The organism is Exiguobacterium sp. s123 (genome assembly GCF_018617075.1).
Classification (GTDB): Bacteria; Bacillota; Bacilli; order Exiguobacteriales; family Exiguobacteriaceae; genus Exiguobacterium; species Exiguobacterium profundum.
The window spans coordinates 38,060-62,755 of the sequence record NZ_JACSJL010000003.1 but is presented as its reverse complement, the minus strand read 5'-3'; the positions used below and the strand labels follow the sequence as shown (position 1 = coordinate 62,755).

Below are 24,696 nucleotides of genomic sequence, written 5' to 3'. Positions count from 1 at the left end.
AAAATAATTGACGATGAGATATACAGATGATATAGTTCTAACTGTTATTGAAAAATTAGAGATTACACAAATGGAGGATTACACGATGACTAAAGTATTATATGTATCGGCTAACCCGAAACCAACTGAACTTTCATACAGCAAACAAGTGGCAGAAACATTCGTTTCGACACTCCAAGCAGAAAATCCATCAATCGAAGTGGAAGCAATCGAACTCTACGATGTTGATGTTCAAGAAATCGACGGAGATGTGCTCAGTGCATGGGGCAAATTCGCTTCAGGCGAAGCGCTCACTGATGTAGAAGCGAAAAAGGTAGGCACAATGAGCGGCATGCTTGAGAAATTCATGGAAGCGGACCTTTACGTGTTCGCGACTCCAATGTGGAACTTCTTCTTCCCAGCACGTATGAAAATGTTCCTCGATAGCGTGCTCATGGCAGGTAAAACGTTCCGTTACACGGAGCAAGGTCCTGTCGGCTTGCTTGAAAACAAACAAGCGATCCACATCCAAGGGACAGGCGGAATCTACACAGGAACTGACCTTAACTTCGCAGACGCATACCTTCGCCAAGCGCTCGCGTTCGTCGGTGTATCTGAAGTAACGACGGTAGCGGTTGAAGGGATGAACCAATACCCAGACAAAATCGAAGAAATCGTTGCGGACGCGAAAGCGAAAGCTGAAGCACTTGCGAAAGAAGTTGCAGGCGCAGTAACGGTATAACCTAGAGAGACGAGTCGACTGACTCGTCTTTTTGTATGCAATCATTTTGGGTATGATACAAAGGGAAAGGGGAGTATGCAATGGCAGATCAGTTATCGAGTCGATTACTTGGAGATTGGACGGATATTATCCAAGAAGAGATGAAACAACCTTACTTTCAACAACTAAAGCAATTCGTTGACCAAGCGTATGAAGAAACGATCGTTTACCCGACCCGAGAAGATATTTGGAACGCATTTATTTACACGAAATTCAGTGAGGTGAAGTGCGTCATTTTAGGACAAGATCCGTATCACGGACCGAACCAAGCGCATGGACTCAGTTTTTCGGTGCAGGACGGAGTACGTTTCCCGCCGTCTTTACGAAACATTTTTCAAGAACTAAAAGATGACGTTGGGTGTGATCTCCCGAAGAGTGGCAACCTCGAGAAATGGGCGAAACAAGGCGTCCTGCTCTTAAATACGGCACTGACGGTTGAAGCGGGGAAGGCGGGCTCTCACCGTGGAAAAGGGTGGGAACAGTTCACTGACTCTATCATTGAGCGGCTTGGGAGTCGTGAGGAACCGATTGTATTCATCTTGTGGGGAAATGATGCGAAGAAGAAAATGAAATGGATTGGAGACCAACATAAAGTGCTTACGTCCGTTCATCCAAGTCCTTTGTCGTCCCATCGTGGATTCTTCGGCTCTAAGCCATTCTCTCAAGTGAACGATGCATTGAAGGAGTGGGGAAAACCCCCAATTGAATGGTGTTTATGACAGTCTACGAAAATTCGTAGGCTGTTTTTTGTTGACGCTTTTGTTTAGCTTTGGTACAGTAACTAACAAGACGTCACTTTAGTGCTTAAAAGCATATATGCATAACAGCATAACTGTATAAAAGATAAAGAAATGTATACGTAATAGAAGCGAAGAAAGAACCGAAGTAGAGACATCTTCCCTGGCCCAGAGAGCGTGTGGTGCTGCGAACACGCCCAAAAGATGAATCGAATTACAGTTCCTGAGCTCTCATCATTGAGCGGTCCCCCGTTATCGGATCAAGCGGCTAGATATTTTTCTAGCAACCAGGGTGGTACCGCGGCTTTGTCGTCCCTATCGATTCAATCGATAGGGATTTTTTTGATTTCAAAGGAGGACTTCACATGTTGACACAATCGATTCCAAAACACCTAGCCCCACATATTTCACCGCAGTTCTACAATGAATACACACCAACGGATCACGCCGTTTGGCGTTTCGTGTTGCGGTTGAACTTGCACACGTTAGAAGGGAAGGCGCATCCGTTTTACATCGAAGGATTGAAACGGACGGGAATGGGACCGGACCGATTGCCGAACGTCGAACAGATGACAGACGAGATGCAGGCGGCCGGATGGTCGACGGTCGCAGTGGATGGACTCATCCCCGGCGTTGCCTTTTTTGACTTCCAAGGAAACGGGATGCTCCCGGTCGCGACAGACATTCGGAAAGTCGAGAATATTTTATACAGTCCAGCCCCTGACATCATTCACGAGGCGGCGGGACATGCGCCAATGTTGATGGATCCGACGTTTTCGGCAATCGTCAAACGCTTCGGTCAATTAGGGGCCAAGGCGTTCATGAACCGAGAAGAACATGCTTCGTTCGCCGCATTGAAACGCTTGACGATTGTGAAGGAGAATGCGAATTCGACTGAACAGGACATCGAGGCGGCGGAGAAAGCCGTACATGAGGCGAAAGCGCAAGTGACTGGCTTTTCTGAAGCACAACAGGTCGCGCGTATCTTTTGGTGGACCGTTGAATTCGGATTGATTGGTGACCTCGACAACCCGATGATTTACGGGGCAGGCCTCTTATCATCGGTAGGAGAGAGCCGTCACTGTCTGACAGATGCGGTCGTCAAACATCCATTCGACTTGGAGCACGCGCTACAGACGAAGCAAGACGTGACAAACATGCAAAAAGAGCTATTCGTTATTCCAAACTTTGAGACGCTCTCTTCTGTCTTAGATGAACTAGAGGGAAGAATGGCGATTCGAAAAGGTGGGATTGAATCTGTGGCGAAAGCGTTGGCGTCGGGAAGTCAATCGACGATTCGACTTGAAGATGGATCAGAACGTGTCGGCATCGTTCGTCACATGACGGAGTCGAAAGAACATACGCTCATTCAATGGGATGAATGTACCATTGTAAAAAATGGTCAGTTAACGAAACGAGAGCGTCATGGACTCCTCGTTGTCCATGACACGGAATCAGTGCTGGGTCGCGATGACCTCTTTGAGGACGGGACGACTGTTCGTCACGCATGTGCATCTGATTTACTCAAGGATGTGACCGTTCAGTTAAAAGGACGAACGATTCCTCTCGACTCACTTGAGGTACGTGTCGACTCACTTCCATCCGTTTTTCCGGGAACAACGGTAGACGAGCTGATGATGATTGAAAAACCGGTGATCATCGAACGGGATGAGCGTGTATGGACGAACGATGATCCGATGTTCAACCGCATCCATCTCATGCGTGAGCGGGGAGAATCAATCGACGGTCTCATCTCAGAGATCTTAACGCACCACCCTGACGCCTGGTTATTACACATCGAGTGTCTGGAGTTGGTGAAGGATGAAGGACTGAAACAGACATTGATTGAACGTCTTGAAGCATTGCGTCAAACTTCCCCATCCCGAAATGAATTGATTGGTCGCGCGTTCGACCTATTGCGTTAACGAAAAGAGGCGACGTTTTCCATAGTAGGAGAACGTCGCCTCTTGTGCGTTATACAGATTGATTTGTCGTTTCACGTAAGAACGTAATCAAACGACGATACGTGGAATTAGCCGCTGGGCGGTCCATTTCGAAGTAATAATTATGTCCGAGCTCGTGCTCATTCCGATCATAAAAGACAGTCGTGACATCCGTCCGTCCTGAAAGAATCGTCGCAAATTCTTTGGCCTGTTCCTCAAAGGAATGGTCATTCCCGTCCGCGATAAACGTTGGGGCGAATGTAGCCGGTACATTGACGAGTGGCGATGCTTCAGCAACGACCGGGAGAGTCTCCCAATTGTACGTGCCGAAGTATGCCCATCCGATTCGTTTGAACAAGAAGCGGTTCACCGATTTCGATGATTCGAGCCATGTGCGCTTCAAGTCGAGCGGTGCAGACAAGAGGACGGTACCGAGGATAGAGGATTTTGGTACGACTTGTCCCACTTCAGCAGAAGGTGAATAGTCGTCATTCAACTGGACGCCGACAAACTGTGCAACGAGCTGTCCACCATTCGAATCACCTGCAAAGAAGACGCGGTCCAAATCGAGACGGAAGCGGTCATTGTTCTCAGCAATGAACGAGTACGCCTCTTCGATTTGTTTGAGCGGGGTCGGATACATCACGTCAGGTGCGAGTGCGTAATTGATACTGACGACGTTATAGCCATTACTCGCAATCGAAGTGGCATATTTTAACACATCCGATTTATCCCCACCGACGAACGACCCACCATGCACCCAAAAGATTGTTGGGACAGGTTTTCGGTCGCCTTCATAGCGAATCAAATCAAACGTTCCGTTGTCATAAGAAGACAAGTAGTCGATGTCTTTTCGGACAGACGTCTTTTGAACGACTTCCTCGAATCCCTTCATCTCCACTTCGTTCCCCCCTGCGAACGAAGTTTTGATTAAACGTGTGGCTGGTTTAGGTGAAAGGAACACATAAGCCGCTCCTGCGACCGCAGTTCCAATCAATCCGACTCCAGCTCGTTTCAACCCTTTATTCATCTTCCTTCCTCCCATTCTACAATCAGAAGCTTATTACGTGAGGAGTACGTCCGCCATGTACGTTTCGATGACATGAGCGATTCCGTCTTCGTTGTTTGATTTTGTGATGAAGTCCGCTTTCCCTTTGACCGTCGTGTTAGCATTTCCCATCGCGACACCGAGGCCGGCCCATTCAATCATCGTCAAATCATTGTTTCCGTCACCGCAAGCGATGACTTCTTTTTGTGCGATGCCGAGTTGATCTGCAAGGAAGGCGAGACTCGTTCCTTTTGTGACACCTGCTTCCGTAAACTCAAGGAAGAACGGTTTTGAACGGGCCACAGCCAATTTTCCAGCCAATTCTGTTTGTAGCTTTGTTTCGATCGGAGCGAGTGTGTCGCCATCTGCAAGCATCAAACATTTGACGACCGGGGCTGTCACGGCATCTTTAAAGTTGTCGACATGAATGACCGGCATTCCCGTCAATTCACCTTCGATATCCGTATAAGGGTTCGGGCGATCGGTTACGATTTCGTTACCGACGTACGTATGAATCGCGATTCCTTCCCGTTCACTGATATCATGGAGATGGGCGACTGTATCCGGCTGGAGCGTGCTCGAAAAAATCTCCTCGTTCGTCGCACAATCGATGACTGAGGCACCGTTGAACGATAAGATGTAGCTTCCGTATTTCGCAAGTTCTAATTCACGGGCTGCATCCCACATCGCAAACGTTGGTCGTCCGCTCGCGAGAACGACTTTATAGCCGCGCGCCTGTGCATCGAGAAGTGCTTCTTTTGTCTTAGGGGAAATCGTATGGTCGCTCGTGAGGAGCGTATCATCCATATCCAATACAATCATCTTGTAACTCATAGTAGTAGGGGGTCCTCCTTCAGAATCTAATGACTCCATCCTAAACCTTTTTAAGGTCAATTGACAACCTTGTCGCAAAAACGTAACTATAATGTAGAGAAGTGAACTCTAGAAGAGGTGGAAATCGATATGAATCGAATTTTAGTAGCTGAGGATGAACATGCGATTCGCAGCTTCATTATTGTCAATTTAAAACGAGCCGGATTCGACGTCTTTGAGGCGACGAACGGTCGAGAAGCGGTCACCGCATTTGACCGTGAACCGTTCGATGTCGTCCTATTGGATGTCATGATGCCGGAAATGGACGGATTCGAAGCATGTGCTGCCATTCGTGATCTTGACGAAAATGTAGGGATCATCATGTTGACGGCACGGACGCTCGAAGAAGATAAAATTGAAGGGCTCGGTAAAGGTGCAGACGACTACATCGCCAAACCGTTCAGTCCAGGTGAATTAGTGGCGCGCATCCAAGCGTTGTTGCGCCGTGTCGAAAAAGTGAAACGAAAAGATTCGAAACGCTTGAAGTCGGGACCGTTCGCAATCGACCTCGCCGCAAAACAAGTGACGAAGTATGGACAGTCGATCGATTTGACGCCGACGGAGTATGACTTGATCTGTCATCTCGTCCAAAACGAAGAAATCGTCTTGTCACGTGATGCGCTACTCGATGCGGTATGGGGCGTCAACTATTTCGGTGACCGAAAGACAGTCGACGTCAACATTCGTCGCTTGCGTCAAAAAATTGAAGATGACCCGAGTCATCCGGTCTACATCGAGACGTTGTGGGGTCACGGATATAAATGGCGGAGACATGAGGCATGAAACAACAGTTAGTCATTCGCATGATGATTGTCGTGACGATCGTCTTGCTCTTACTCGTCAGCGTTTTGTCTTACGGGACGTATCGCTACTATTACGAGTATGAGTCAGAAGCGTTACTGAGTCATGCGACCACGAGTGCATATCTATACCCTCAAGCCCAAGTAGGGTTTGAGACGCCGAGTGCCTTTTCCGTCCTCGTCCGGACATTCGGATATCCTGGAACTGATTTGACGATTGTCGACCGGAGCGGTTCGATTGTCAAAACGACGGGACAACGAACAAGGCAGGCCTCATTCTCTCAAGAACAGTTACAGCAATTGTCGCAAGGAGAGTCCGTCGTGCAGGACTATGACGTCGGGGATGAACATTACTTGTCGGTCACGAGTCCCATTATGACGAACGATACGTCCGAGTTTGCCATCAGTTTCACGCGACCGCTTGAAGATTTAGACACGCTCATTCGCGAAATTTGGATGACGGTCGTCATGATTGGCGTCTTGATCTGGTTGCTCGCCCTATACACCGTCATCCGGATTGCCGATCGCTTCGTCAGACCGATTCGTCACATCATCGAGGCGGCCGATGAGATGGCTCAGGGCGACTTCGATGTATCCGTTGAGTCAAATGAGAAACATGAGCTTGGAGCCTTGGCTCGAACGCTCACGTATTTAGGCGCGAAAGTCCAGCAGCATCAGTCGACACGTAACGAATTCCTCTCGAGCGTGTCGCACGAACTCAGGACACCACTCACATCGATTAAGGGATGGACCGAGACGATTCGGGGTGGTGATGAGAAACTGTCTGAAGAGACAGAGCTCGGTTTAAGCATCATCCATTCGGAGACAGAGCGCATGATCGGTCTCGTCGAACAGCTTCTTGACTATACAAAAATTGAAGAGAGTCGGTTGGTCTTGTATCGCCAAGAACTGGACCTGGTCTCTTTGTTACGTCAAGTGACACTGCAATTGAAACAGTCACTTGAAGACAAAGGCATCACACTCATCGAACGCTATCCTCAAAAATCGGTTGGACTATTTGATGAGAATCGATTGAAACAAGTGTTCTTAAACATTCTCGAGAACGCGATTCGTTTCTCACCAGACGGAGGAACGTTGACCATCCGCTTCGTACAATCGGAACGTGTCGCCTTTATCTCCATTATCGATGAAGGTCCCGGCATTTCACGAGAGCATTTGCAGCGCATCACCGAGATGTTCTATCAGGCTCATGTCACAGAAGGTAGTAGCGGGCTTGGGCTTGCGATTTCAAAAGAATTGATCGAAGCGCATGAAGGCAAACTCGTCATCGAGAGCGAGGTCGGACACGGGACGACAGTGACCGTCTTATTGCCGCTCGACCCGAGTGAACTACATTAATAGGATTAAACCTCCCGAATTCAGGCTACATATAGATGTATGTAGACTGAGGGAGGTTTTTATAATGGCCAATCAATCTTTGAAGCCGTTAAAAGGAAGTCCGAATGCTGTGTCAACCCAAACTTCAATTGAAGAATTGCGGATGGACCCACTGCCGTATGCGGGCAGCCGCGGGCAATCGATCGAAGCCATGAAGATGGCGATGAATCAGTTGCCGCGGGCTGAATTGGTGAAGGAAACAGATGAAGGACTTCATTATGTAGTGACTTCGAAAGTGATGCGATTTAAAGATGATGTCGATTTTTTATTTGATGACGCTACTCAACAAGTCGAGTTTCGATCTGCGTCGCGTGTCGGCTATTCAGACTTTGGCGTGAATCGAAAACGAATGGAAGATGTGAGCGAACGATACCGGAGGTTGATTCGATGAAGGACTATCAGTTGATTGTCATCGGTGGTGGTGCTGCCGGGATGACGGTGGCCGCAGGGGCTGCGAATTTAGGCGCGAAGGTCGCGCTTGTTGAAAAGAACAAACATTTAGGTGGTGACTGTCTGCATGTCGGATGTGTGCCATCGAAAGCGTTGATTGCTGCTTCAAAAGAAGCGAATGCGATGATGCGCGCGGCCCGAGTTCTCGGAACCGAGTTCAATGGACAAGAGCATTATCAAATGTCAAAAGCGCGTGTTGACAAAGCACGTGCCATTATTCAAGACCATGACGGAACAGAACGTTTTGAAAAGATTGGCGTCGACGTCTATATCGGAGAAGCCTCGTTCCAAAGTCCGCACGAATTAAAAGTAGGGAACGAGTTATTGATCGGGAAAAAATTTGTCATCTCGACGGGGTCGAAACCGACAGTTCCTCCGATTGATGGACTCGATCAAGTCCCATACTTAACGAACGAGACGGTCTTTGAAGAAGAGACGCTCCCGGAGAGCCTGATTGTCATCGGCGCCGGAACGGTCGGACTTGAATTGGCTCAGTCCTTTGTCCGACTCGGCTCACAAGTGACCGTGCTCGAGGCACAGGATGATTTCCTACCTAAAGAAGACGAGGACGTCGCCACCTATTTGAAATCTCAACTCGAGATGGCGATGCGCCTAAAAATCGGCGTAAAGGTCAATCGAGTCGATGAAGTCGATGGCCGCATTCGTGTCACGACAGAGGTGAACGGCGAAACGGTCGAATATGAAGCGGACAAACTGCTGATGGCGACAGGTCGCGTTCCCCGAATCGATGCGCTTCGTCTCGACCGGGCGAACGTTCAGGTGACGAAAGGGTATATCGATGTCTCGTCGTCATATCGGACGTCACAATCTCATATCTTTGCCATTGGCGATACGATCAAGACGCTCCCATTCACACATGCCGCTGGAGAAGAAGGGAAAGCGGTTGTCGCGAACGCGCTCTTTGGATTATGGAACAAGGTCGACTACAGCAAGCTCCCGTGGATCACATTCACAGACCCTGAGGTGTTCCATGTCGGGATGACAGAGAAAGAAGCGCGCGAGCGTTATGGCGACGACATTGAGACGTATGAAGCGAAACTGTCCGAAGTGGACCGCTTCATTGCTGAACGTCAAGAAGCAGGCTTTGTCAAAGTGATTACGAAGAAAAATGGAAAAATCATCGGAGCTCATGCAGTCGGTGAATCTGCGGGGGATTGGATGCAAATTGTCGTCTATGCGATGCAACGTGGCGACAAAATCGGGAAGCTGTCCCGTATGATTTACCCGTATCCGTCGCGAAGTGAGGCCGTGAAGAAAGTGACAGACCTTTACTGGCGGAAACGTTTGTTCGAAAGTCCGCTCACCGAACTTGCGAGACGCTACTTTAAATTAATGCAATAACACAAATCACCCACTCAAACGAGTGGGTGATTATTAGTTTGGTAAGGTGATGGTTTCAATCATCTTCGGTTCGCCTTCAGAAAGGTCGACGAGTGGTTTAATCAACACTTCAACGCGTCGGTTTTTAGAGCGACCTTCTTCTGTATCGTTCGTCGCGATCGGTTTAAACTCACCGTAACTTGCGAGTGTGAATTGGGCCGGGTTCAAGGCATCATTTGCCAAAAGACCACGCATGAACGCGGTCGCACGTGCCGAACTGAGTTCCCAGTTTGACGGGAAACGTGCCGTATTAATTGGAATGTTATCCGTATGACCGGAGACGACAATCTCTCGCTTGCCCGCCTTCTCTAAAATCTGACTGATGTTTTGTGCGACGGCACGAGCATTGGCATCGAGTGTCGCCTCTCCTAAGTTGAACAGGGCACGGTCTTGAATCGTCAAGACGAGACCGCTTGAATTGATCGTCGCTTTGATTTGGCTTTCGAGACCATTCTTTTTAATGTATTTGTTTACATCTTCTTTTAATTCATCAAGTTGAGCCAATTCATACGTTCGTGGGTTGGCGGTCGTATTGGTCTTGTCTGTACGTTCGATGTCACTGTTTGAGGCAGTCGAAGCTTGAAAGACGCTGACGCCTCCGGAGAACACCTGGTTGAAAGACTGTGACATTTTCTCAAGCTTTGTCTGGTCGATGTTACTCGATGCGAATAGTACGATGAAAAGCGCGAGCAACAGGGTCAACAAATCGGCGTAAGGAATCAGCCAGCCTTCGGGAATGTGTTCTTCATGATCATGCTTCTTTTTGCGCTTCATAGTCAGCTCGCTCCTTTGGAGACAAATACACAGACAGTTTATCTTCTAGCGTTTTTGGAGATTCACCACTTTGAATCGATAAAATCCCTTCAATCATCATTTCCTTGATGATGACTTCACTCTTCGAATACTGCTTCAATTTATTGGCAAACGGGAACCAAAGCACATATCCGGTGAAAATCCCGAATAGTGTCGCGACGAAGGCCGCTGAAATGGCATGTCCGAGCTTTTCGATATCGGATAAGTCTTTCAAGGCAGCAATCAATCCGATAACGGCTCCGAGTACCCCGAGTGTTGGGGCATATGTCCCGGCCTGTGTGAAAATATCGGCGTTTGCTTTATGGCGCTGTTCCATATTCTCGATGTCGCGTGACATGACTTCCGCGATATATTCGGAAGGTTGACCGTCGATGACCATCATCATGCCTTGGCGTAAAAATGGTTCTTCGACTTGTTCGAGTGCCGTTTCAAGGGAGAGGAGTCCCTCTTTTCGGGCTTGTGTCGACAAGTCGACGAATTGCGTGAGCAATCCAGACTTGCTTGGTAGTTCTTGTTTTTTGAACAAGATTTTAAATAGTTTTGGAACGTTCTGAAGTTGTTCCTTCGATACAGCGATACTGACGGCCGCGGCTGTACCGACGAAAATGATAACCATTGCGGCAGGGTTGATCAGCGGCGCAACACCTGCTCCTTTTAATAGCATTCCACCGACGAGGGTGAGGAACCCGAGTATGAGTCCGACTAACGTAACGACATCCATGTCTTTGTTTTCCACCTTTCCGAAATAAATCAGGACAAAAAAAGCGAGAGACGCCACTCGTCTCCCGCAACATGCGTTCCCGATGATTAAGCGCCGTTTTCATCAATCAACATTTGAATGCTGATATTTCGTTCTTCACGCTCTATATCGGTTAATACGTCGTATTTTTTTAACAATGCGTACAATTGATTCACGACTTCTTGCTCGAGTGACCAATTGAGTAACTCTTCTAGCTGAAAATAAAGGTGAGCGGGCATACATTGTGATTGACGCTCTAACCTTCGTGAGACATCCTCTATCGAATGATCTACCGTACTAGGGTCCACGGTTTCATTCAACCTCCTCAACATTCTTAAAGTCTATCTCCCATAATACCAAAAAATCGAAGAAAGCGTTAGAGATACATTTTCTTGTTGGCATTTAGAAAGGTGAAGAGTAACATGAGGCTTAGAATAATAGAAGTGAAGGAGATGTCGTGATGCGGCATAGACTGTCAGCGCGTGAGGTGCGCTTGAAGCGAATCGAGGTACTTTACCGAGCCGTATTTGAAAAACCTGCCCGTTTTATCGCGGGAGGATTTTTACTGGCGATTTTTATCGGGGGCACTCTTTTATATATGCCATTTGCGCAAGAAGAATCGGTTTCTTGGATTGATTGTTTATTTATCGCGACGTCTGCCGGAACGGTCACTGGACTGTCGACAGTCGACATCGGCTCCTCCTTCACCCTGTTTGGTGAATTGGTCATTGTCGCCCTCATTCAAATCGGGGGTCTCGGGTTTATGACGATCGCCTTGATGTTGCTCAGTGTATTAGGGAAGAAAATCGGATTAAAGCAGCGAATCTTGTTACAGGAATCACTGAATTTAGCGGGGCCGGGAGGAACGGTTCGTCTCGTACGGAACATCGTCTTCACGACGGTCATCGTGCAGTTCATCGGGATGTTGTTTTTGACGTTCGAGTTGTTCAGTACAGAGAACTATTCTTTTGGAAAGGCACTTTATTACGGTTTCTTCCATGCAGTGTCTGCCTTCAATAATGCTGGATTCGCATTATTCCCAGACAGTCTCATGTCATTTGAGCAGAACACAGCCATCATTGTGACCATCGCCATCATGATTATGATTGGAGGTCTTGGCTTCACGACGATTGCCGATACCACGGAAAAGAGAGGCTGGAAACGTCTCGCCCTCCATTCGAAAATCATGATTTTTTCACTCTTGGTCATCAATGGTGTCGCTTGGTTCGTCCTCATGATGTTTGAGTGGGTATCGAACGAAGGGATATTGTACGGTCGATCCCTCGGTGAGGCGTTACACGTAACGTTCTTCCAAGCCGTGACGACACGGACGGCCGGCTTCAATTCCATTGATATCGCGACCATGGCACCAGCCTCAATCGGTTTGATATTGATTCTGATGTATATCGGGGCAGGGGCGGCTTCGACAGGGTCGGGGATCAAAGTGACGACGCTTGCCGTCATCTTTGCGGATATGTGGGCCTTCATCGCAGGGAAGAAAGAAACGGTCATCATGGAGCGGACGATTGATGCGTTTCAAATCAAAAAGGCGTACGTCGTAGCCATCTCAAGTTTCTTGTTCATTATGATAATCACGACACTCGTCATTTTATCGAATGGCCACATTCCGGCGACTGCCATTTTATTCGAAACGGTCTCGGCGTTTGGGACAGTAGGGTTGTCGCTCGGCATCACAGCGGAATTGAATGATGCAGGGAAGGGCTTGATCATGTTCATGATGCTTCTCGGACGTGTCGGGTCGTTGACCATTCTCTTTACCGTCGCACGTCAAGCCGACCGGAAAATTCGCTATCCGAAAGAGAAGATTTTGATTGGTTGAACGTGTGTTTTGGGCTGCATTCCTCATAGAGGGACTGCAGCCTTTTTAAGTGAACGTGGTCAGGAGGCGACATTTTTTGATGGCCTTCATCGTATGAAACGATTGGTATATAATGGGTTGGAAAAGGAATGATCGAGGAGGCTTTTGACTTGTTATCTTGGCTTGGTATGACAAAAGGGGAGAAGACAGGACGCCCCTTCTTCGGGGACGTGTCGAAACGAGCGGTAACGCTTGTGTTACTCTCCTCGTTGATGTTGATGTCTGGTGTGAAGTTGCTATTGGTTTACTTGATTCCGACTGCGTATTTGGAGGATGACATCATTGCGGTTCTTCCTAGTATCGTAGGGCTCCTTGTGGCATTGGTCTATATCCTCGTCCTCGAGCGTCTGCTTCACGATCAAGCGGTGTCTCGTAACGATGTGGATGAGATGTAAACACGTGTACGCTGTGATCGAACGTACACGTGTTCTTTTGGTTCCAATCATAGTTGAAGCCCTGACGAATCAGGGCTTTTTGTGTGCCATGAAATAATGGACAATCTCTGGGAGGTAATCCTGGAGGTCCGGACAAACGATGCCCGTTCCGTCGAGCGCCCGTATCGTTTGTGTCGTGTCATAGTGAACGGGATGTTTAAAGTACTCCAATAGTTCGTGAGGAACCTCGAGCCGTTTGGCACCATTCCAAGCAGTGAATGCCGCGTCGGCAACGGCATGAGGAACGGTCCCGCGAGGAGAGCGCTGAAACATCGTCTCATGCAACATACGATACACCTCGCGTGCGCCGTGTGGGAACGGATCCGTCAAATGGAATGTCCGCTTTAGACCGTTTGGAGAATGCGCTAAGAAAGCGGTCGCTTCTACTACATAATCGTACGGAACGAGGTTTACCTCAACGTTCGCCCGCCCGATGTAAGGGAGTGGGCGCATCTGTTGGAGTTGTGTCATCAATTGTAAGACGAAATAGACACCGTCGAACTTTTTCGTTTCGCCCGTGCGACTATGTCCGATTACGATGCCAGGACGAATGATGGTGATGGGCATGCCTCCCATTTCTCGCGAAACGAGTGCCTCTGCTTCATATTTAGTCGCTTCATAATGATTTTTGAACTGGACTCGGTGCCATAATTCATTTTCATAGACCGTTCCACGACGACGTCCGGCGATATAGGCGGTACTAAAGTACACGTAACGCTTCAATTGTTTCGAGCGTTTGGCGAACGCGGTCACATGCTTGGTCCCGAGGATGTTGACGCGATAGCCGACGTCATACGAAATACTCAAGTCATATGCGGCAGCGAGGTGGAAGACGTAATGGACATCTCGTTCAATGACAGACCGCATGATCGGGTCGAGAATCACTTCGGGTAACGTGATGTCTGCTTCGACAAGGACGAGCTGATGTGGCGCAAGCGACGTCGTTGACAGTAGCGTATCTCGTAGCTCTTCTGCATCACGTTGTTGATTCGGAAGATGCAAGGCATAGATGACTCCGATTTGATGCGGTAACGAAGCGAGGTGTTCAATTAATTTTCCTGCTAAAAAACCAGGGAATCCGGTAAAGGCATAATTGTTCATGACGTTTCCTCCGCTAAGTCTAATGTGAATGTAAAAGTCGACCCTTTCCCGACTGTCGATTCCACTTCGATGCTCCCACCATGTGATTCGATAATTTCTTTACAAATCGACAACCCGAGACCGGTTCCACCAATTTTACGTGTATCCGAATTATCGACCCGATAAAACTTAGTAAACAACTTTTCAAAGGCGTGCTCGGGAATCCCGATTCCAAAATCACGAATGGAGACATGAGCTTGATCGTTGTCTTTTCGGACCCGCACTTCGATTTCCTGTCCATTCGGAGAATATTTGATTGCATTTGAAATCAAATTGACGAGAACTTGCTCGATGCGATCTCGGTCGGCAACGAGATACAAGTCATCATCCGCATGATCGAAATGAATGGTATGATCACTCGTTTCGCGGAAGCGTTCAATCACTTCTAAGACAAGTTCATTCAAAGCGAAATAATCTTGTTTATATTCTTGGTGACCATCTTCCATGCGTTGGATGTCCAAAAAGTCGTTGAGTAGGACGGTCAATCGTTTCGCTTCCCGCGACATCGTCTTCAAGAAGCGCTCTCGTTTTTCAGGCGTCAAATCTCGAGCGAGCATCAATTCAATATATCCCGATAATGAAGAAAGAGGAGTTCTTAGTTCATGTGAGACCGTGCTCACCAGTTCATTTTTAATCTGGTCCATCCGCTCTTCCTCGGTTCGGTTACGAAACACAAACAAGAATCCACTATCCATACCGATTTGTCGTTTTGTATCCATCGTCGTTCCATACATCTCATAGTATTCTTCATCTCGGTCGTTTGGCTGTGGGATGGAGAAACGCATCGATACTTCACGCGCTGTCCCATCGAGAAGTTGATCCATCTTTCGTAGCATCTCGCTCCTGTCACGAGGACGGAACGTGGAGAGGAGCGGGATACGCTCCTGAATTTTGTTTGGAGCAATCCCAGGTAAGTCCATGAGTCGTCTTGCGTGGACGTTCATGAACAAGACACTCCCGTTCGATTCGGTCAAAACGAACGCTTCATTCGATGCTTGTAAGATTGACTGGATGATATCGCGCTGACGGGCGATGGCATTTTTTTCACGTTCGAGCATACGCTCTACTTTTTTACGGTCGCTGATATCACGCATGACCGCGACTCGTAACGTTTGCCCTTGATACGTCACTTCTTTCGGATACACTTCTAGTTCTAAGAACGTTCCATCTTGCCGACGACCAATCACTTCGTATGGCGTTTGAATGTGATTGCGAATGCGTCGCAACACATCGGCCCGGTACCCTTCCGCGATAAACTCGATCGTCTGGCGTCCCATCATTTGCTCTGCAGGGATTTTAAAGATGGATTCCGCTGCCTTGTTCGCATCGAGAATCATCCCATCTTCATGGAACAGAACGGCTTCGATGACCGATTCGGCAAACATGCGATAACGCTGTTCCTTATAACGGAGCTCACGTTTCAACTCAATCTCGGAACTCACATCAAATACGAAGAAAAAGAAGCCGATGAGTTGCTCTTGCTCGTATACGGGATGCATGAATAGTTTGCCGATGAAATGTGTCCGGTCTTTACATTGAAACTTCCATTCCCGGTCACCTTTGTCGAGTGCGAGGCGCAACATTTGTTCGAACGATAGCAACCGTTCCGTCTCGTCTTGATAAGCAGAGCGCTTTTCACTTAATTCTCTCGATTCAAATAAAGCGAACGGTGTCATTTCGTAGAGCACTTCATGGGGCGCATAGCCAAACAGTTCCGTGGCCCCCTGATTGAAACGAGTAATCAACAGATTCGCATCCGTCATGATCATCGCCATGTCGAGTTCGGTGTGCATCATCGCCTCAAAAGCGTTGTGTTGAATCGTCACGCGTGTATCATGGGGCAATGGCTCAATGGAGAGGATATATTGATTTTCCCACGGAATGGCGTGTACTCGCATCGTTGGCAGTTCATACATCCAAGGTAGTCCTTGTTCCATCCGACGAGACAATTCCATCGTAATCGGTGACTGATTGACCATATGGAAAAGGTTCGAACGTCTCTGTAGATTCTCAGGAAACTGCTCGAGAAACGGACGGTTTGCCTGAACGATTGTTCCATCTTTCTGTATTAACGCAACTCCGTAAGGTAATGCATGAAGTAACTCACTTTGGAGATTGGAATGATTCTCCATGAACAGTCATCCCTCCTTCGTGGTGTCAGACGAGCACATCTTCTATATCATTCGACAGATCCCCCTTTCATTTCCTGCCCTCAAAACGGTAAAGTGAGGGAGAGGAATTGGAAAGGAAAGATGAGCATGATTGGATTACTCATTGGGATCATCGGTGCCATATGTTTATGGTGGTTCGAGGCACCGCTTTGGAGCAGCGTACTGCTTCTCTTGCTTGGAATTGCATGGTTTATATGGAAAGTAAGGCTGTCGACCATCGACCGCATTGATCGGATGGATGGTCGGGAGTTTGAATTATTTTTAGAGGAAGTGTTCACCGCGCTTGGTTACACGGTCACGGTGACTCCAGCATCACGTGACTTTGGTGCTGACTTGTTATTGGAGACACCGGATGGATGGTCGATTGCCGTTCAAGCAAAGCGTTATGAAAAGACTGTCGGACTCGAAGCGGTTCAACAAATTGCAGCGGCCGTTCCCTATTATCAAGCACACGAAGGCTGGGTCGTGACGAACTCGAATTTCACGGACAGCGCATACGAATTGGCGGCGCCAAATCAAGTTCGTCTGATTGCAAGAATGGAGCTTGAAGAACTTTTAAAAGAAGCGGGATATAAGCGATGAGAATAGGCTTGTTCACAAGTTCGACAGAATCCAAATGATGTCGAAAAAAAAGGGTTGTCTTTTTCTTTAAACGATGCAATAATCATCTTCGTCATATGAAATATGTAGTAGTTGAAACGAGATAAAAACTACACAGAGAAACGATTGGGGTTTTCAGTAATACCCGACCGTACACATACAAACAATCACGGTTGGAACGTGCTAGGAGGAAAAAGCGGTGCGCAAATTAATTTATGTAAAAGGTTGCGTCTTTACACAAGGTGAGGCGACCATTTATGACGAGACAAATGATGCGATCGGATCTGTTCACCGCGACGCGGAAGGCAGTGTCCAAGTGCACAATTTGTCTGGACGACAGATCGCTCATGGGAAATACATCCCAAACTGCCAAAAATGGGTCGTGATGAACCATGATGGACAGGCGATTGGTCAATTGAAAGACAAGTTCTCGTTATTCGGGAAAAAGTGTGAGTACAACGTCTATGAACGCGGACTCTTCACGATTCAATATGATGTGGAACGTCACAAGTTTAGCGTTCGCGACAAAGCAGGTAAACTTGTCGCGGAACTACGGAAACAAGAAGACGATACGTTCTGCTTAACGAAAGAAGCCGATCAGTTATCGATGTTCGAACTCCTTTCCGTCTTAAAGACGTTAACGGTCAAATCACGGATGCCGCTCGCAGCATCTGTCTCATAACGATGACGAGCACCGGTCAAGAGACCGGTGTTTTTTGATACGAAAAAACCGTCTCATCAAATGAAACGGTTCAAATAGTGCTTGGCCTCGAGTTCGAGTGTCGTCACCCGATGTGCGTATAGACAAAGCTTCAAGACGTGAATGATATTTGGATGTTCATAGTTCATCTTTTCGAGCGAACGCTTCGCCCGTGTATCGAGAAGGTCGATCGGGCTTGTTGACTTCGCATACTCCGCGTAAAGTCGATAAAAATCAATCGGTTTGATGAAGTCGTCTTCGTCCCGGTCAGGGTTGTTGAAGATGAGCGCCAACAAGGAACTCGTCTCTTCGAGGGAAAAAAGGTGTTTCAAGTCATCAAGGAGATAAATGATTGCCGCTTGATGCAAGGAATACTTTTTACCGATTCGTGGGACACCGATGATTTTACGGACTTCACGCTTCGTCCAGTTTTGAATCGTCGTCGCGGAGAGATGCTCGCCGGTCAATGCGTTAGCGAGGGCGACGATTTGATTAATCGATAAGCCGTTCTTTTCAATATGAAACAAGTGGATTTTTCGAAGCTCTTTTGGGAAATGTTCACGCACGTCTTCAGGGAAGAGGGCGATGGCTCGCTCGATTTCTCCGACCTGCATAAAATGAAGGCAATCTGCCAAAGTTTGAATTGAAGTTGCGTCGCGCATACGGCCACCCTTTCTATCGCCAACAGCGTACGTTGGCTATACAGTCATTTGACCTCATTCTACCAAATGTTTGAAAAGTAAGCTAGGACGGGCACTGATTAAGGTATAATGACGGTATCATACACACTCTATATATGAAGGTGGTCAAGCAATGAATGAATGGATTCGTTCGATTCTTTCCATTGTAGTCGTCCTCGTGTTTCTCGTGGGTCTCGAGCAAGTCGGGAAACGTCTTGGATGGACGGATGAAACGATTCGAAAAAGTGTACATATCGCAGTCGGACATTGGTCGTTACTAGCAGTTTGGTTAATGGATTCATGGTACGTCGCGGCAGTCCCGCTCATCTTCTTCACATTTGCGAATGCGGTCCTTTTGTATAAAAGCCCGTCACCGGTGCATCAAACGGAGCGGAAATCATTCGGGACCGTATACTATCCGATTGCATTGCTCATTATTTTATACTTCTTCTTCGAGTCTGAGCCGATCGCGTTTTTAGCCGGGTCACTCGTCCTCGCCTGGGGGGACGGGATGGCAGCACTCATCGGGCGTAAATATGGGACGGTCGTTTATGATTTATATGGCCAAAAGCGTTCTTTCCAAGGAAGCATCGCCATGTTTCTAAGCTCGTATGCTGTCTTATTTTTATTGTTTTTGTGGAATGATGTCGTCCTTTGGCAAGTGGTAACATATGGGTTTATCATTTCCATCATCGCTACGCTAACTGAAGCGATTTCATATCGAGATTGGGATAACTTTACAATTCCTATCATCGTTGCCATTGCGACATCGCTATTGCTATAAACTAATCATGAATTTGTAAGAAAAACGTTGCTTGTCACGTCCAATAATCATTTGTATACTGTGATTCGTACTGAAACCATTCAGTGACGTGCTCGGAACGAGTGAGATGGGACCGAGACACTGATTAAATAGAACATAAAGGATTGAGTGAACGCATGAGCTTTTTACAGCAACTCCAGATGATCATTCCGGCCGAGCGCGTCCTTCAAGACGAGCCGTTGTCGGCACACACGTATACAAAACTAGGCGGTAAGGCAGATTACTTCGTGGCTCCACACACGTACGAAGAAGTACAGGCCGTCTTACAACTGGCCCATCAAGAAGCGATGCCGTTTATGATTCTTGGCTTCGGTTCAAACTTGATCGTCCGCGATGGTGGCATCCGTGGAATCGTTTTGAACTTGAATGAACTCGACTCGATTCGTCGAGAAGGGAATCAAATGATTGCGCAGGCAGGAGCGGCGATTATCGACGTCTCACGTCAAGCATTAGCAGAGGGGTTATCCGGCCTCGAGTTCGCATGTGGGATCCCTGGGACGGTCGGTGGGGCCGTCTACATGAACGCAGGTGCATACGGCGGAGAGACGAAGGATGTCATCACATCTGCGACGGTGTTGACGCAGGATGGTCAAGTACTTCATTTATCTAAAGATGAACTCGATCTTGACTACCGAACGAGCCGTGTCTCGAAAGAGGGCTTGATCGTACTCGAGGCGACGTTCGAACTAGAACCGAAAAACTATGAATTGATCAAAGAAGTCATGGACGACTTGACGTATAAACGGGAATCGAAACAGCCGCTTGAATATCCTTCATGTGGAAGTGTGTTCAAACGTCCGCCTGGCTATTTTGCCGGCAAGTTGATTCAAGACTCAGGTCTGCAAGGGAAACGCATCGGAGGAGCGGAAGTCTCGCTCAAACATGCGGGCTTCATCGTCAATATTGATGAGGCGACGGCGACTGAGTACATTTCACTCATCCGTCACGTCCAGGCGACCGTTAAAGAGAAATTCGAAGTGGAATTAGAGCCGGAAGTGAAAATCATCGGGGAAGATATCGCCGTTGAGAACGCATAACGCATAATAAAGAAGGAATCGGACGATGGCGTTCGATTCCTTCTTTTTGGTATAGAGAAAAGACGATGAGAACGGGCATCTCATCGTCTTAAGGGTTAAGCTTGTGTTTGTTTCGAGACTGCCTCATGGGCAGGAACGAACGGATATTCCAAATCCCGCGCGACCGCTTCATACGTGACCGTTCCGTTGATGACGTTTAGGCCTTTGAGAAGCGCCTCGTTTTCAAGAAGTGCTGGGAATACGCCTTTTTGTGCACACTCGATGATATATGGCATCGTCGCGTTTGTCAGACCCATCGTCGATGTGCGTGGCACGGCACCTGGCATGTTAGCGACAGCGTAGTGTTGCACGCCATAGCGCTCATACGTTGGCGCATCATGCGTCGTGATATGGTCGATCGTCTCACAAATTCCACCTTGGTCGATGGCGACGTCGACGATGACCGAACCAGGCGACATGCGCTGTACCATTTCTTCCGTGACGAGTTTCGGTGCTTTTGCTCCTGGGATGAGCACGGCACCAATCACAAGGTCACTCTCAGCCACTTGTTTCGCAATGTTGTATTTATTTGAGATCAACGTATTGATTGTGTTTCCGAACAAGTCGTCGATTTGACGAAGACGAGCCGGGCTAATGTCCATCAACGTCACGCTCGCCCCAAGACCAATTGCGATTCGAGCTGCATTCGTTCCGACGACACCGCCTCCGATGACCGTGACGTTCGCACGAGGCACACCTGGGAGACCAGACATTAAGATTCCCTTTCCACCATGTGGTTTTTCGAGGATTTGGGCTCCGATTTGCGCAGCCATACGTCCCGCCACTTCACTCATCGGTGTGAGGAGTGGTAACGTGCGGTCCACTTCTACCGTCTCGTAGGCGATCGCTGTAATCCTTGAATCGACGAGCGCTTTCGTTAATTCCGGCTCCGCCGCAAGGTGTAGATAAGTGAAGAGCGTCAAGTCAGGACGGAAGTATTGATACTCAGACGGTTGTGGTTCTTTTACTTTGAGAGCGAGTTCAACGCCTTCCCAAACTTCTTTCGCCGTTTCAAGAATTGTCGCACCAGCATCAATATATTCCATATTCGTGAAGCCGCTACCGAGTCCGGCATTCGTTTCGACGAATACATCATGACCAAGCTCCGTTAACATAAATGCACCCATCGGTGTTAAGGCCACCCGATTTTCATTGTTTTTAATCTCTTTCAATACCCCGATTTTCATGGAACATTCCCCTTTCATTCCGTTGACACAAATTGTTCACACCCCTAGTATAGACCCATTCGAAAACGCTGTCTTTATCATGGATTCTAAAAACGAAGACGCTCACTTTGTGAAAAATCACAAAGCAAACGTCTAGTCTTCTAATCGATATTGACCAGCCTTAATGGCTAAATAAATCATGGACCGTTCGGGTAAGGAAACTTGCGTGATATTCGTCAACTCTTCGATGCGGCGAATCCGATACAGAACGGTATTCGGATGGATATGAAGATGGGCGGCGACTCGTTTGACGTTCCCATCAAAATAAAAATACCATTCGAGTGTCTTCACGAGTTCGGTCTGATGGGATGAGTCATAATGTTGCAACCGTTCGACGGTCGGATGGGTTTCAAGTCGGAGCCCGATACGCCGAGCGAGTTCCGGGACGAGTTGATAAATGCCGATCTGCTCAAATGCACGGGAAGTCGAGAGTTCGAGCGGGAACTTGCGACGCAGCGTGGTCACCCGTCGCGCTTCTTCCGCTGCGGCATATAACATGTCACTTTCGAAAAAACGTCGACTGATGCCAAGGTGTGGTTCGGATTCGCTGAACTTGTCTTGAAGCAATTGTTCGAATCGTTCCGCCCAGGCAATGAGTGCGGTCTCTTCATCGGAGAGTTCAGACTTCATATAGTGCCAGACGAGTAGCTGCTGACCGTCGATGGCATGTAAAACGACTTCAATGGCCTCTTGCGTCGCGAGCACATAGTGAAGGCGTTCCGCAAGTTGAGGGGTGATCGGTTGAGCGCATTCGATGACCGTCAACCGACTGGCGACAGCAATCGGGGCAAGCTCGTTCAATCGTTCGCGATTGGCATCCGTGAGAGTCGGGGAAGCGAGTACATCTAATAAGAAGCGCTCGAGCTCGGCGCTGATTCGCCGCTCATGCATCGCAATGGTCATCAGTAATTTTTTGGCGATGGTTGCCCCTTCTTGCAGGATAGCTAGTTCTTGAGTGCTGAACGGATTCGTCCGAGCCAAGCTCCAAATATAGCCGAGTACTTCATCATGTTGTTTGATGACGATGGCTGCGCGTTCTCCGAGACCGACGGCGAGACGGGCCGGGATGACGACGGGTTCATCTTGGTCGATGACTTCTTGTAAAATGCCACTCTCCCATAGATCTTCGATGACGGCTTCTGGGACACGACGCCCGATGATGGTCGCAATCCTGGCCGGGTCGGTCGAATCGGGGTGGGTGCTATAGGCGAGCAATTGGTGGTGGCGGTTCTCGATCGTGATTGGTGCTCGAATCGCTTGTCCGATGGCTTCGGCGAGTGTATCGAGTGACTCGTAAGATTTCTGCAAAAAAGGCATGTCGATTCCTCCTCTCTCTTGAGTATAACTTCTTCTTTGTGAAACTTCACAAAAAGAATCAAGAGTGCGAGAAATGACATACCTTGTTCCATTACATTGGGAAAAACAATCCGACGACGAGACCGAGTAGCGCTCCGACGATAACCTGGAACGGCGTATGGCCGACAAGCTCATTCAAGAGCGGGGTCTCATGTTTGATTCCTTTGAAATAATCGTTCAAGAGCCGTGCTTGGAAACCGACCGCCTGCCGAACTCCGGTCGCATCATACATGACGATGGTGGCAAAGACGACAGCGAGAGCGAATAGACTTGAGTCAATGCCTTCCATTCGCCCGATTGCCGTAGCGAGTGCGACGACAGTGGACGAGTGCGAACTTGGCATGCCGCCTGAAGCGAACATGATTTCAATTTCAAAATCTCTTGTTTTAATGAGTTCAGTTACGAGCTTGGCCGCTTGGGCGATAAACCAAGCGAGAATCGCGGCGAGTAAAGGTTCGTTAAACATACGTGCATTCACTTCCTGTCTGACATAGTATCTTCAATATACCCGAAAGAGGAGCAAGCTAGACGTTAAGATTTCGTCAAAAAAAGATGTCTTGGACACGTTCTCCAAGACATCTTCTGGTCGATTTTTGTTACCCGACTACTCCTTCAGTTTCCTGAAGTTTCTCTGCAATGTTATCGATGATATAACGGTTGCGTGGGTGTTCTTGACACTCCTTCGAGCATGAACGCATTTGTTTTGGTTCACACTCTTCACAACAGAAATGCTGTACATTGCACTCCGGGTTAGCACAATTAACGTAACGAACCGTCTCGGTCCCACAGTGCATACAGTGTGAGATGACAGATGGGTTCACGGAGTTAACCGGGACGTTGATGCGCTCGTCAAAGACGTAGAGCTCGCCTTCCCAGTCCTCTCCTTTTGTCGCTTCATCCTTACCATACATCGCGACGCCACCTTTAAGGTGGAAGATGTTGTCGTGACCTTGGTCACGCATATATGCTGTAAATTTCTCGCAACGGACGCCACCGGTACAGTACGTGAGAAGTGTTTTCCCTTCGTAGAGGTCCTTGTTCTCTTCGAGCCATTCCGGCATGTAACGTGAAGCCTCTACATCGATTTTGATCGCATTTTTAAAGTGACCAAGTTCGTACTCGTAGTTGTTACGAACGTCGAGGATGACGACATCATCACGATTCATCATCTCTTTCCATTCTGCTGGTTCAAGGTATGCACCGTGTTGTTTCGGTACATCAAACTCGCCATCAAAGCGCCACGTCACGAGCTCTTTCTTGTGACGGACAAAAATTTTCTTGAAGGCATGCTCTTCGACTTCATCGATTTTGAACTCGATATCGCTGAAGAGAGGGTTTGCTTTCAAGTCATTCATGTACTGCTCGGTTTGCTCCCAAGTACCAGAGCACGTCCCGTTGATTCCTTCGGAGGAAATCAAGATGCGTCCTTTGATGCCGAGGTCCTTACAATACTTCAAATGTTCTTGCGTGAGTGTTTCTGGGTCTTCGATGTTGACGTACTTATAGTACAACAAGACCCGCATTGGTTTTGTTTCCATGTTGTGTTGCTCCCCTGTGTTCAGTTTTTTGCAGGAAAACGAACGTTGGGTTGTGTCGTTCGACGAATAGACTTGCCTGCAACCACAAGTCCATTATTATATGATAAATAT

Annotated in this window: 25 protein-coding genes and 1 other annotated feature; of the genes, 13 read left to right on the top strand and 12 right to left on the bottom strand. The window is 48.0% G+C overall.

Annotated features, from left to right (window positions below):
• Positions 1 to 85 precede the first annotated feature (85 nt).
• The 3 genes from KNO72_RS06815 to KNO72_RS06805 all read left to right on the top strand — a co-directional run bounded on the left by KNO72_RS06815 (position 86) and on the right by KNO72_RS06805 (position 3,422).
• The gene (locus KNO72_RS06815) at positions 86 to 721 is read left to right on the top strand and encodes an FMN-dependent NADH-azoreductase (RefSeq protein WP_078146124.1); all 636 of its coding nucleotides are present in this window, start codon (positions 86 to 88) and stop codon (positions 719 to 721) included.
• An 80-nt stretch (positions 722 to 801) separates the two neighbouring features.
• Positions 802 to 1,479, top strand: coding sequence for a uracil-DNA glycosylase (locus KNO72_RS06810; protein WP_031424398.1), 678 nt, complete (start codon positions 802 to 804; stop codon positions 1,477 to 1,479).
• Between the two features lie 143 nt (positions 1,480 to 1,622).
• Positions 1,623 to 1,817 (top strand) — a binding site (T-box leader).
• 45 nt (positions 1,818 to 1,862) lie between these two features.
• Entirely contained in the window at positions 1,863 to 3,422 is a 1,560-nt protein-coding gene (locus KNO72_RS06805) for an aromatic amino acid hydroxylase (protein WP_214685127.1), read from the top strand.
• A 49-nt stretch (positions 3,423 to 3,471) separates the two neighbouring features.
• On the opposite strand, the gene KNO72_RS06800 is transcribed toward KNO72_RS06805, so the two are convergent.
• A complete protein-coding gene (locus KNO72_RS06800; protein WP_078146126.1) occupies positions 3,472 to 4,470 on the bottom strand; it encodes an alpha/beta hydrolase in 999 nt (332 codons plus the stop codon).
• 33 nt (positions 4,471 to 4,503) lie between these two features.
• Entirely contained in the window at positions 4,504 to 5,322 is an 819-nt protein-coding gene (locus KNO72_RS06795; RefSeq protein ID WP_078146127.1) for a Cof-type HAD-IIB family hydrolase, read from the bottom strand.
• A 129-nt stretch (positions 5,323 to 5,451) separates the two neighbouring features.
• Here KNO72_RS06795 and KNO72_RS06790 point away from each other — a divergent pair, with 129 nt between their 5' ends.
• From KNO72_RS06790 to KNO72_RS06775, 4 genes are all read left to right on the top strand, one after another.
• Complete coding sequence (locus KNO72_RS06790) at positions 5,452 to 6,144, top strand: response regulator transcription factor (protein WP_015880495.1); 693 nt, start codon at positions 5,452 to 5,454, stop codon at positions 6,142 to 6,144.
• Positions 6,141 to 7,520 (top strand): sensor histidine kinase, encoded by a 1,380-nt coding sequence (locus KNO72_RS06785; RefSeq protein ID WP_015880496.1) that lies wholly within the window; start codon positions 6,141 to 6,143, stop codon positions 7,518 to 7,520. Before KNO72_RS06790 ends, KNO72_RS06785 begins: the two co-directional genes overlap by 4 nt.
• A 64-nt stretch (positions 7,521 to 7,584) precedes the next feature.
• A complete protein-coding gene (locus KNO72_RS06780) occupies positions 7,585 to 7,950 on the top strand; it encodes a DUF1499 domain-containing protein (RefSeq protein ID WP_015880497.1) in 366 nt (121 codons plus the stop codon).
• A complete protein-coding gene (locus tag KNO72_RS06775; RefSeq protein ID WP_031424403.1) occupies positions 7,947 to 9,371 on the top strand; it encodes a dihydrolipoyl dehydrogenase family protein in 1,425 nt (474 codons plus the stop codon). The genes KNO72_RS06780 and KNO72_RS06775 overlap by 4 nt, the downstream gene beginning before the upstream one ends.
• Before the next feature lie 33 nt (positions 9,372 to 9,404).
• On the opposite strand, the gene KNO72_RS06770 is transcribed toward KNO72_RS06775, so the two are convergent.
• From KNO72_RS06770 to KNO72_RS06760, 3 genes are all read right to left on the bottom strand, one after another.
• Complete coding sequence (locus tag KNO72_RS06770) at positions 9,405 to 10,184, bottom strand: flagellar motor protein MotB (RefSeq protein WP_214685129.1); 780 nt, start codon at positions 10,182 to 10,184, stop codon at positions 9,405 to 9,407.
• On the bottom strand, positions 10,162 to 10,944 hold the full coding sequence (gene motA / locus KNO72_RS06765) for a flagellar motor stator protein MotA (RefSeq protein ID WP_015880500.1): 783 nt from the start codon (positions 10,942 to 10,944) through the stop codon (positions 10,162 to 10,164). Before motA ends, KNO72_RS06770 begins: the two co-directional genes overlap by 23 nt.
• Before the next feature lie 86 nt (positions 10,945 to 11,030).
• Positions 11,031 to 11,282 (bottom strand): hypothetical protein, encoded by a 252-nt coding sequence (locus KNO72_RS06760; protein WP_230235447.1) that lies wholly within the window; start codon positions 11,280 to 11,282, stop codon positions 11,031 to 11,033.
• A gap of 140 nt (positions 11,283 to 11,422) precedes the next feature.
• On the opposite strand from KNO72_RS06760, the gene KNO72_RS06755 reads away from it, so the two are divergent.
• Positions 11,423 to 12,802: a TrkH family potassium uptake protein gene (locus KNO72_RS06755; protein ID WP_214757568.1), complete on the top strand. Its 1,380-nt coding sequence runs from the start codon at positions 11,423 to 11,425 to the stop codon at positions 12,800 to 12,802.
• 149 nt (positions 12,803 to 12,951) lie between these two features.
• A complete protein-coding gene (locus KNO72_RS06750; protein ID WP_078146131.1) occupies positions 12,952 to 13,236 on the top strand; it encodes a hypothetical protein in 285 nt (94 codons plus the stop codon).
• Between the two features lie 69 nt (positions 13,237 to 13,305).
• Here KNO72_RS06750 and KNO72_RS06745 read toward each other — a convergent pair whose 3' ends face one another.
• Both KNO72_RS06745 and KNO72_RS06740 read right to left on the bottom strand, forming a co-directional pair.
• Positions 13,306 to 14,376, bottom strand: a complete 1,071-nt coding sequence (locus KNO72_RS06745) for an SDR family oxidoreductase (protein ID WP_078146132.1) — start codon at positions 14,374 to 14,376, stop codon at positions 13,306 to 13,308.
• Positions 14,373 to 16,547 carry a PAS domain-containing sensor histidine kinase gene (locus KNO72_RS06740; protein WP_214757566.1) on the bottom strand — a complete coding sequence of 725 codons (2,175 nt, stop codon included), beginning with the start codon at positions 16,545 to 16,547 and terminating at the stop codon, positions 14,373 to 14,375. Before KNO72_RS06740 ends, KNO72_RS06745 begins: the two co-directional genes overlap by 4 nt.
• 126 nt (positions 16,548 to 16,673) lie before the next feature.
• On the opposite strand from KNO72_RS06740, the gene KNO72_RS06735 reads away from it, so the two are divergent.
• Both KNO72_RS06735 and KNO72_RS06730 read left to right on the top strand, forming a co-directional pair.
• Positions 16,674 to 17,168 carry a restriction endonuclease gene (locus tag KNO72_RS06735; RefSeq protein WP_015880505.1) on the top strand — a complete coding sequence of 165 codons (495 nt, stop codon included), beginning with the start codon at positions 16,674 to 16,676 and terminating at the stop codon, positions 17,166 to 17,168.
• A gap of 217 nt (positions 17,169 to 17,385) precedes the next feature.
• On the top strand, positions 17,386 to 17,868 hold the full coding sequence (locus KNO72_RS06730) for an LURP-one-related family protein (RefSeq protein WP_015880506.1): 483 nt from the start codon (positions 17,386 to 17,388) through the stop codon (positions 17,866 to 17,868).
• A 56-nt stretch (positions 17,869 to 17,924) separates the two neighbouring features.
• On the opposite strand, the gene KNO72_RS06725 is transcribed toward KNO72_RS06730, so the two are convergent.
• Positions 17,925 to 18,548 (bottom strand): DUF1836 domain-containing protein, encoded by a 624-nt coding sequence (locus KNO72_RS06725; RefSeq protein ID WP_015880507.1) that lies wholly within the window; start codon positions 18,546 to 18,548, stop codon positions 17,925 to 17,927.
• A 151-nt stretch (positions 18,549 to 18,699) separates the two neighbouring features.
• Here KNO72_RS06725 and KNO72_RS06720 point away from each other — a divergent pair, with 151 nt between their 5' ends.
• Positions 18,700 to 19,350, top strand: a complete 651-nt coding sequence (locus KNO72_RS06720) for a diacylglycerol/polyprenol kinase family protein (RefSeq protein WP_214685133.1) — start codon at positions 18,700 to 18,702, stop codon at positions 19,348 to 19,350.
• A gap of 155 nt (positions 19,351 to 19,505) precedes the next feature.
• Complete coding sequence (murB, locus tag KNO72_RS06715) at positions 19,506 to 20,426, top strand: UDP-N-acetylmuramate dehydrogenase (protein ID WP_015880509.1); 921 nt, start codon at positions 19,506 to 19,508, stop codon at positions 20,424 to 20,426.
• Between the two features lie 95 nt (positions 20,427 to 20,521).
• Here murB and ald read toward each other — a convergent pair whose 3' ends face one another.
• From ald to trhO, 4 genes are all read right to left on the bottom strand, one after another.
• Positions 20,522 to 21,652 (bottom strand): alanine dehydrogenase, encoded by a 1,131-nt coding sequence (gene ald, locus KNO72_RS06710; RefSeq protein WP_214685135.1) that lies wholly within the window; start codon positions 21,650 to 21,652, stop codon positions 20,522 to 20,524.
• A 132-nt stretch (positions 21,653 to 21,784) separates the two neighbouring features.
• Positions 21,785 to 23,008, bottom strand: coding sequence for a PucR family transcriptional regulator (locus KNO72_RS06705; RefSeq protein ID WP_214685137.1), 1,224 nt, complete (start codon positions 23,006 to 23,008; stop codon positions 21,785 to 21,787).
• A 91-nt stretch (positions 23,009 to 23,099) separates the two neighbouring features.
• Positions 23,100 to 23,525 carry a divergent PAP2 family protein gene (locus KNO72_RS06700; RefSeq protein ID WP_143180200.1) on the bottom strand — a complete coding sequence of 142 codons (426 nt, stop codon included), beginning with the start codon at positions 23,523 to 23,525 and terminating at the stop codon, positions 23,100 to 23,102.
• 118 nt (positions 23,526 to 23,643) lie between these two features.
• Positions 23,644 to 24,585: an oxygen-dependent tRNA uridine(34) hydroxylase TrhO gene (gene trhO / locus KNO72_RS06695; protein ID WP_214757564.1), complete on the bottom strand. Its 942-nt coding sequence runs from the start codon at positions 24,583 to 24,585 to the stop codon at positions 23,644 to 23,646.
• Positions 24,586 to 24,696 lie beyond the last annotated feature (111 nt).

Bases quoted from the DNA above. Each gene is read 5' to 3' on its own strand.
- KNO72_RS06815 (WP_078146124.1), top strand. From the start codon at position 86: ATGACTAAAGTATTATATGTATCGGCTAACCCGAAACCAACTGAACTT.
- KNO72_RS06810 (WP_031424398.1), top strand. From the start codon at position 802: ATGGCAGATCAGTTATCGAGTCGATTACTTGGAGATTGGACGGATATT.
- KNO72_RS06805 (WP_214685127.1), top strand. From the start codon at position 1,863: ATGTTGACACAATCGATTCCAAAACACCTAGCCCCACATATTTCACCG.
- KNO72_RS06800 (WP_078146126.1), bottom strand. From the start codon at position 4,470: ATGAATAAAGGGTTGAAACGAGCTGGAGTCGGATTGATTGGAACTGCG.
- KNO72_RS06795 (WP_078146127.1), bottom strand. From the start codon at position 5,322: ATGAGTTACAAGATGATTGTATTGGATATGGATGATACGCTCCTCACG.
- KNO72_RS06790 (WP_015880495.1), top strand. From the start codon at position 5,452: ATGAATCGAATTTTAGTAGCTGAGGATGAACATGCGATTCGCAGCTTC.
- KNO72_RS06785 (WP_015880496.1), top strand. From the start codon at position 6,141: ATGAAACAACAGTTAGTCATTCGCATGATGATTGTCGTGACGATCGTC.
- KNO72_RS06780 (WP_015880497.1), top strand. From the start codon at position 7,585: ATGGCCAATCAATCTTTGAAGCCGTTAAAAGGAAGTCCGAATGCTGTG.
- KNO72_RS06775 (WP_031424403.1), top strand. From the start codon at position 7,947: ATGAAGGACTATCAGTTGATTGTCATCGGTGGTGGTGCTGCCGGGATG.
- KNO72_RS06770 (WP_214685129.1), bottom strand. From the start codon at position 10,184: ATGAAGCGCAAAAAGAAGCATGATCATGAAGAACACATTCCCGAAGGC.
- motA (WP_015880500.1), bottom strand. From the start codon at position 10,944: ATGGATGTCGTTACGTTAGTCGGACTCATACTCGGGTTCCTCACCCTC.
- KNO72_RS06755 (WP_214757568.1), top strand. From the start codon at position 11,423: ATGCGGCATAGACTGTCAGCGCGTGAGGTGCGCTTGAAGCGAATCGAG.
- KNO72_RS06745 (WP_078146132.1), bottom strand. From the start codon at position 14,376: ATGAACAATTATGCCTTTACCGGATTCCCTGGTTTTTTAGCAGGAAAA.
- KNO72_RS06740 (WP_214757566.1), bottom strand. From the start codon at position 16,547: ATGGAGAATCATTCCAATCTCCAAAGTGAGTTACTTCATGCATTACCT.
- KNO72_RS06735 (WP_015880505.1), top strand. From the start codon at position 16,674: ATGATTGGATTACTCATTGGGATCATCGGTGCCATATGTTTATGGTGG.
- KNO72_RS06725 (WP_015880507.1), bottom strand. From the start codon at position 18,548: ATGCGCGACGCAACTTCAATTCAAACTTTGGCAGATTGCCTTCATTTT.
- KNO72_RS06720 (WP_214685133.1), top strand. From the start codon at position 18,700: ATGAATGAATGGATTCGTTCGATTCTTTCCATTGTAGTCGTCCTCGTG.
- murB (WP_015880509.1), top strand. From the start codon at position 19,506: ATGAGCTTTTTACAGCAACTCCAGATGATCATTCCGGCCGAGCGCGTC.
- ald (WP_214685135.1), bottom strand. From the start codon at position 21,652: ATGAAAATCGGGGTATTGAAAGAGATTAAAAACAATGAAAATCGGGTG.
- KNO72_RS06705 (WP_214685137.1), bottom strand. From the start codon at position 23,008: ATGCCTTTTTTGCAGAAATCTTACGAGTCACTCGATACACTCGCCGAA.
- trhO (WP_214757564.1), bottom strand. From the start codon at position 24,585: ATGGAAACAAAACCAATGCGGGTCTTGTTGTACTATAAGTACGTCAAC.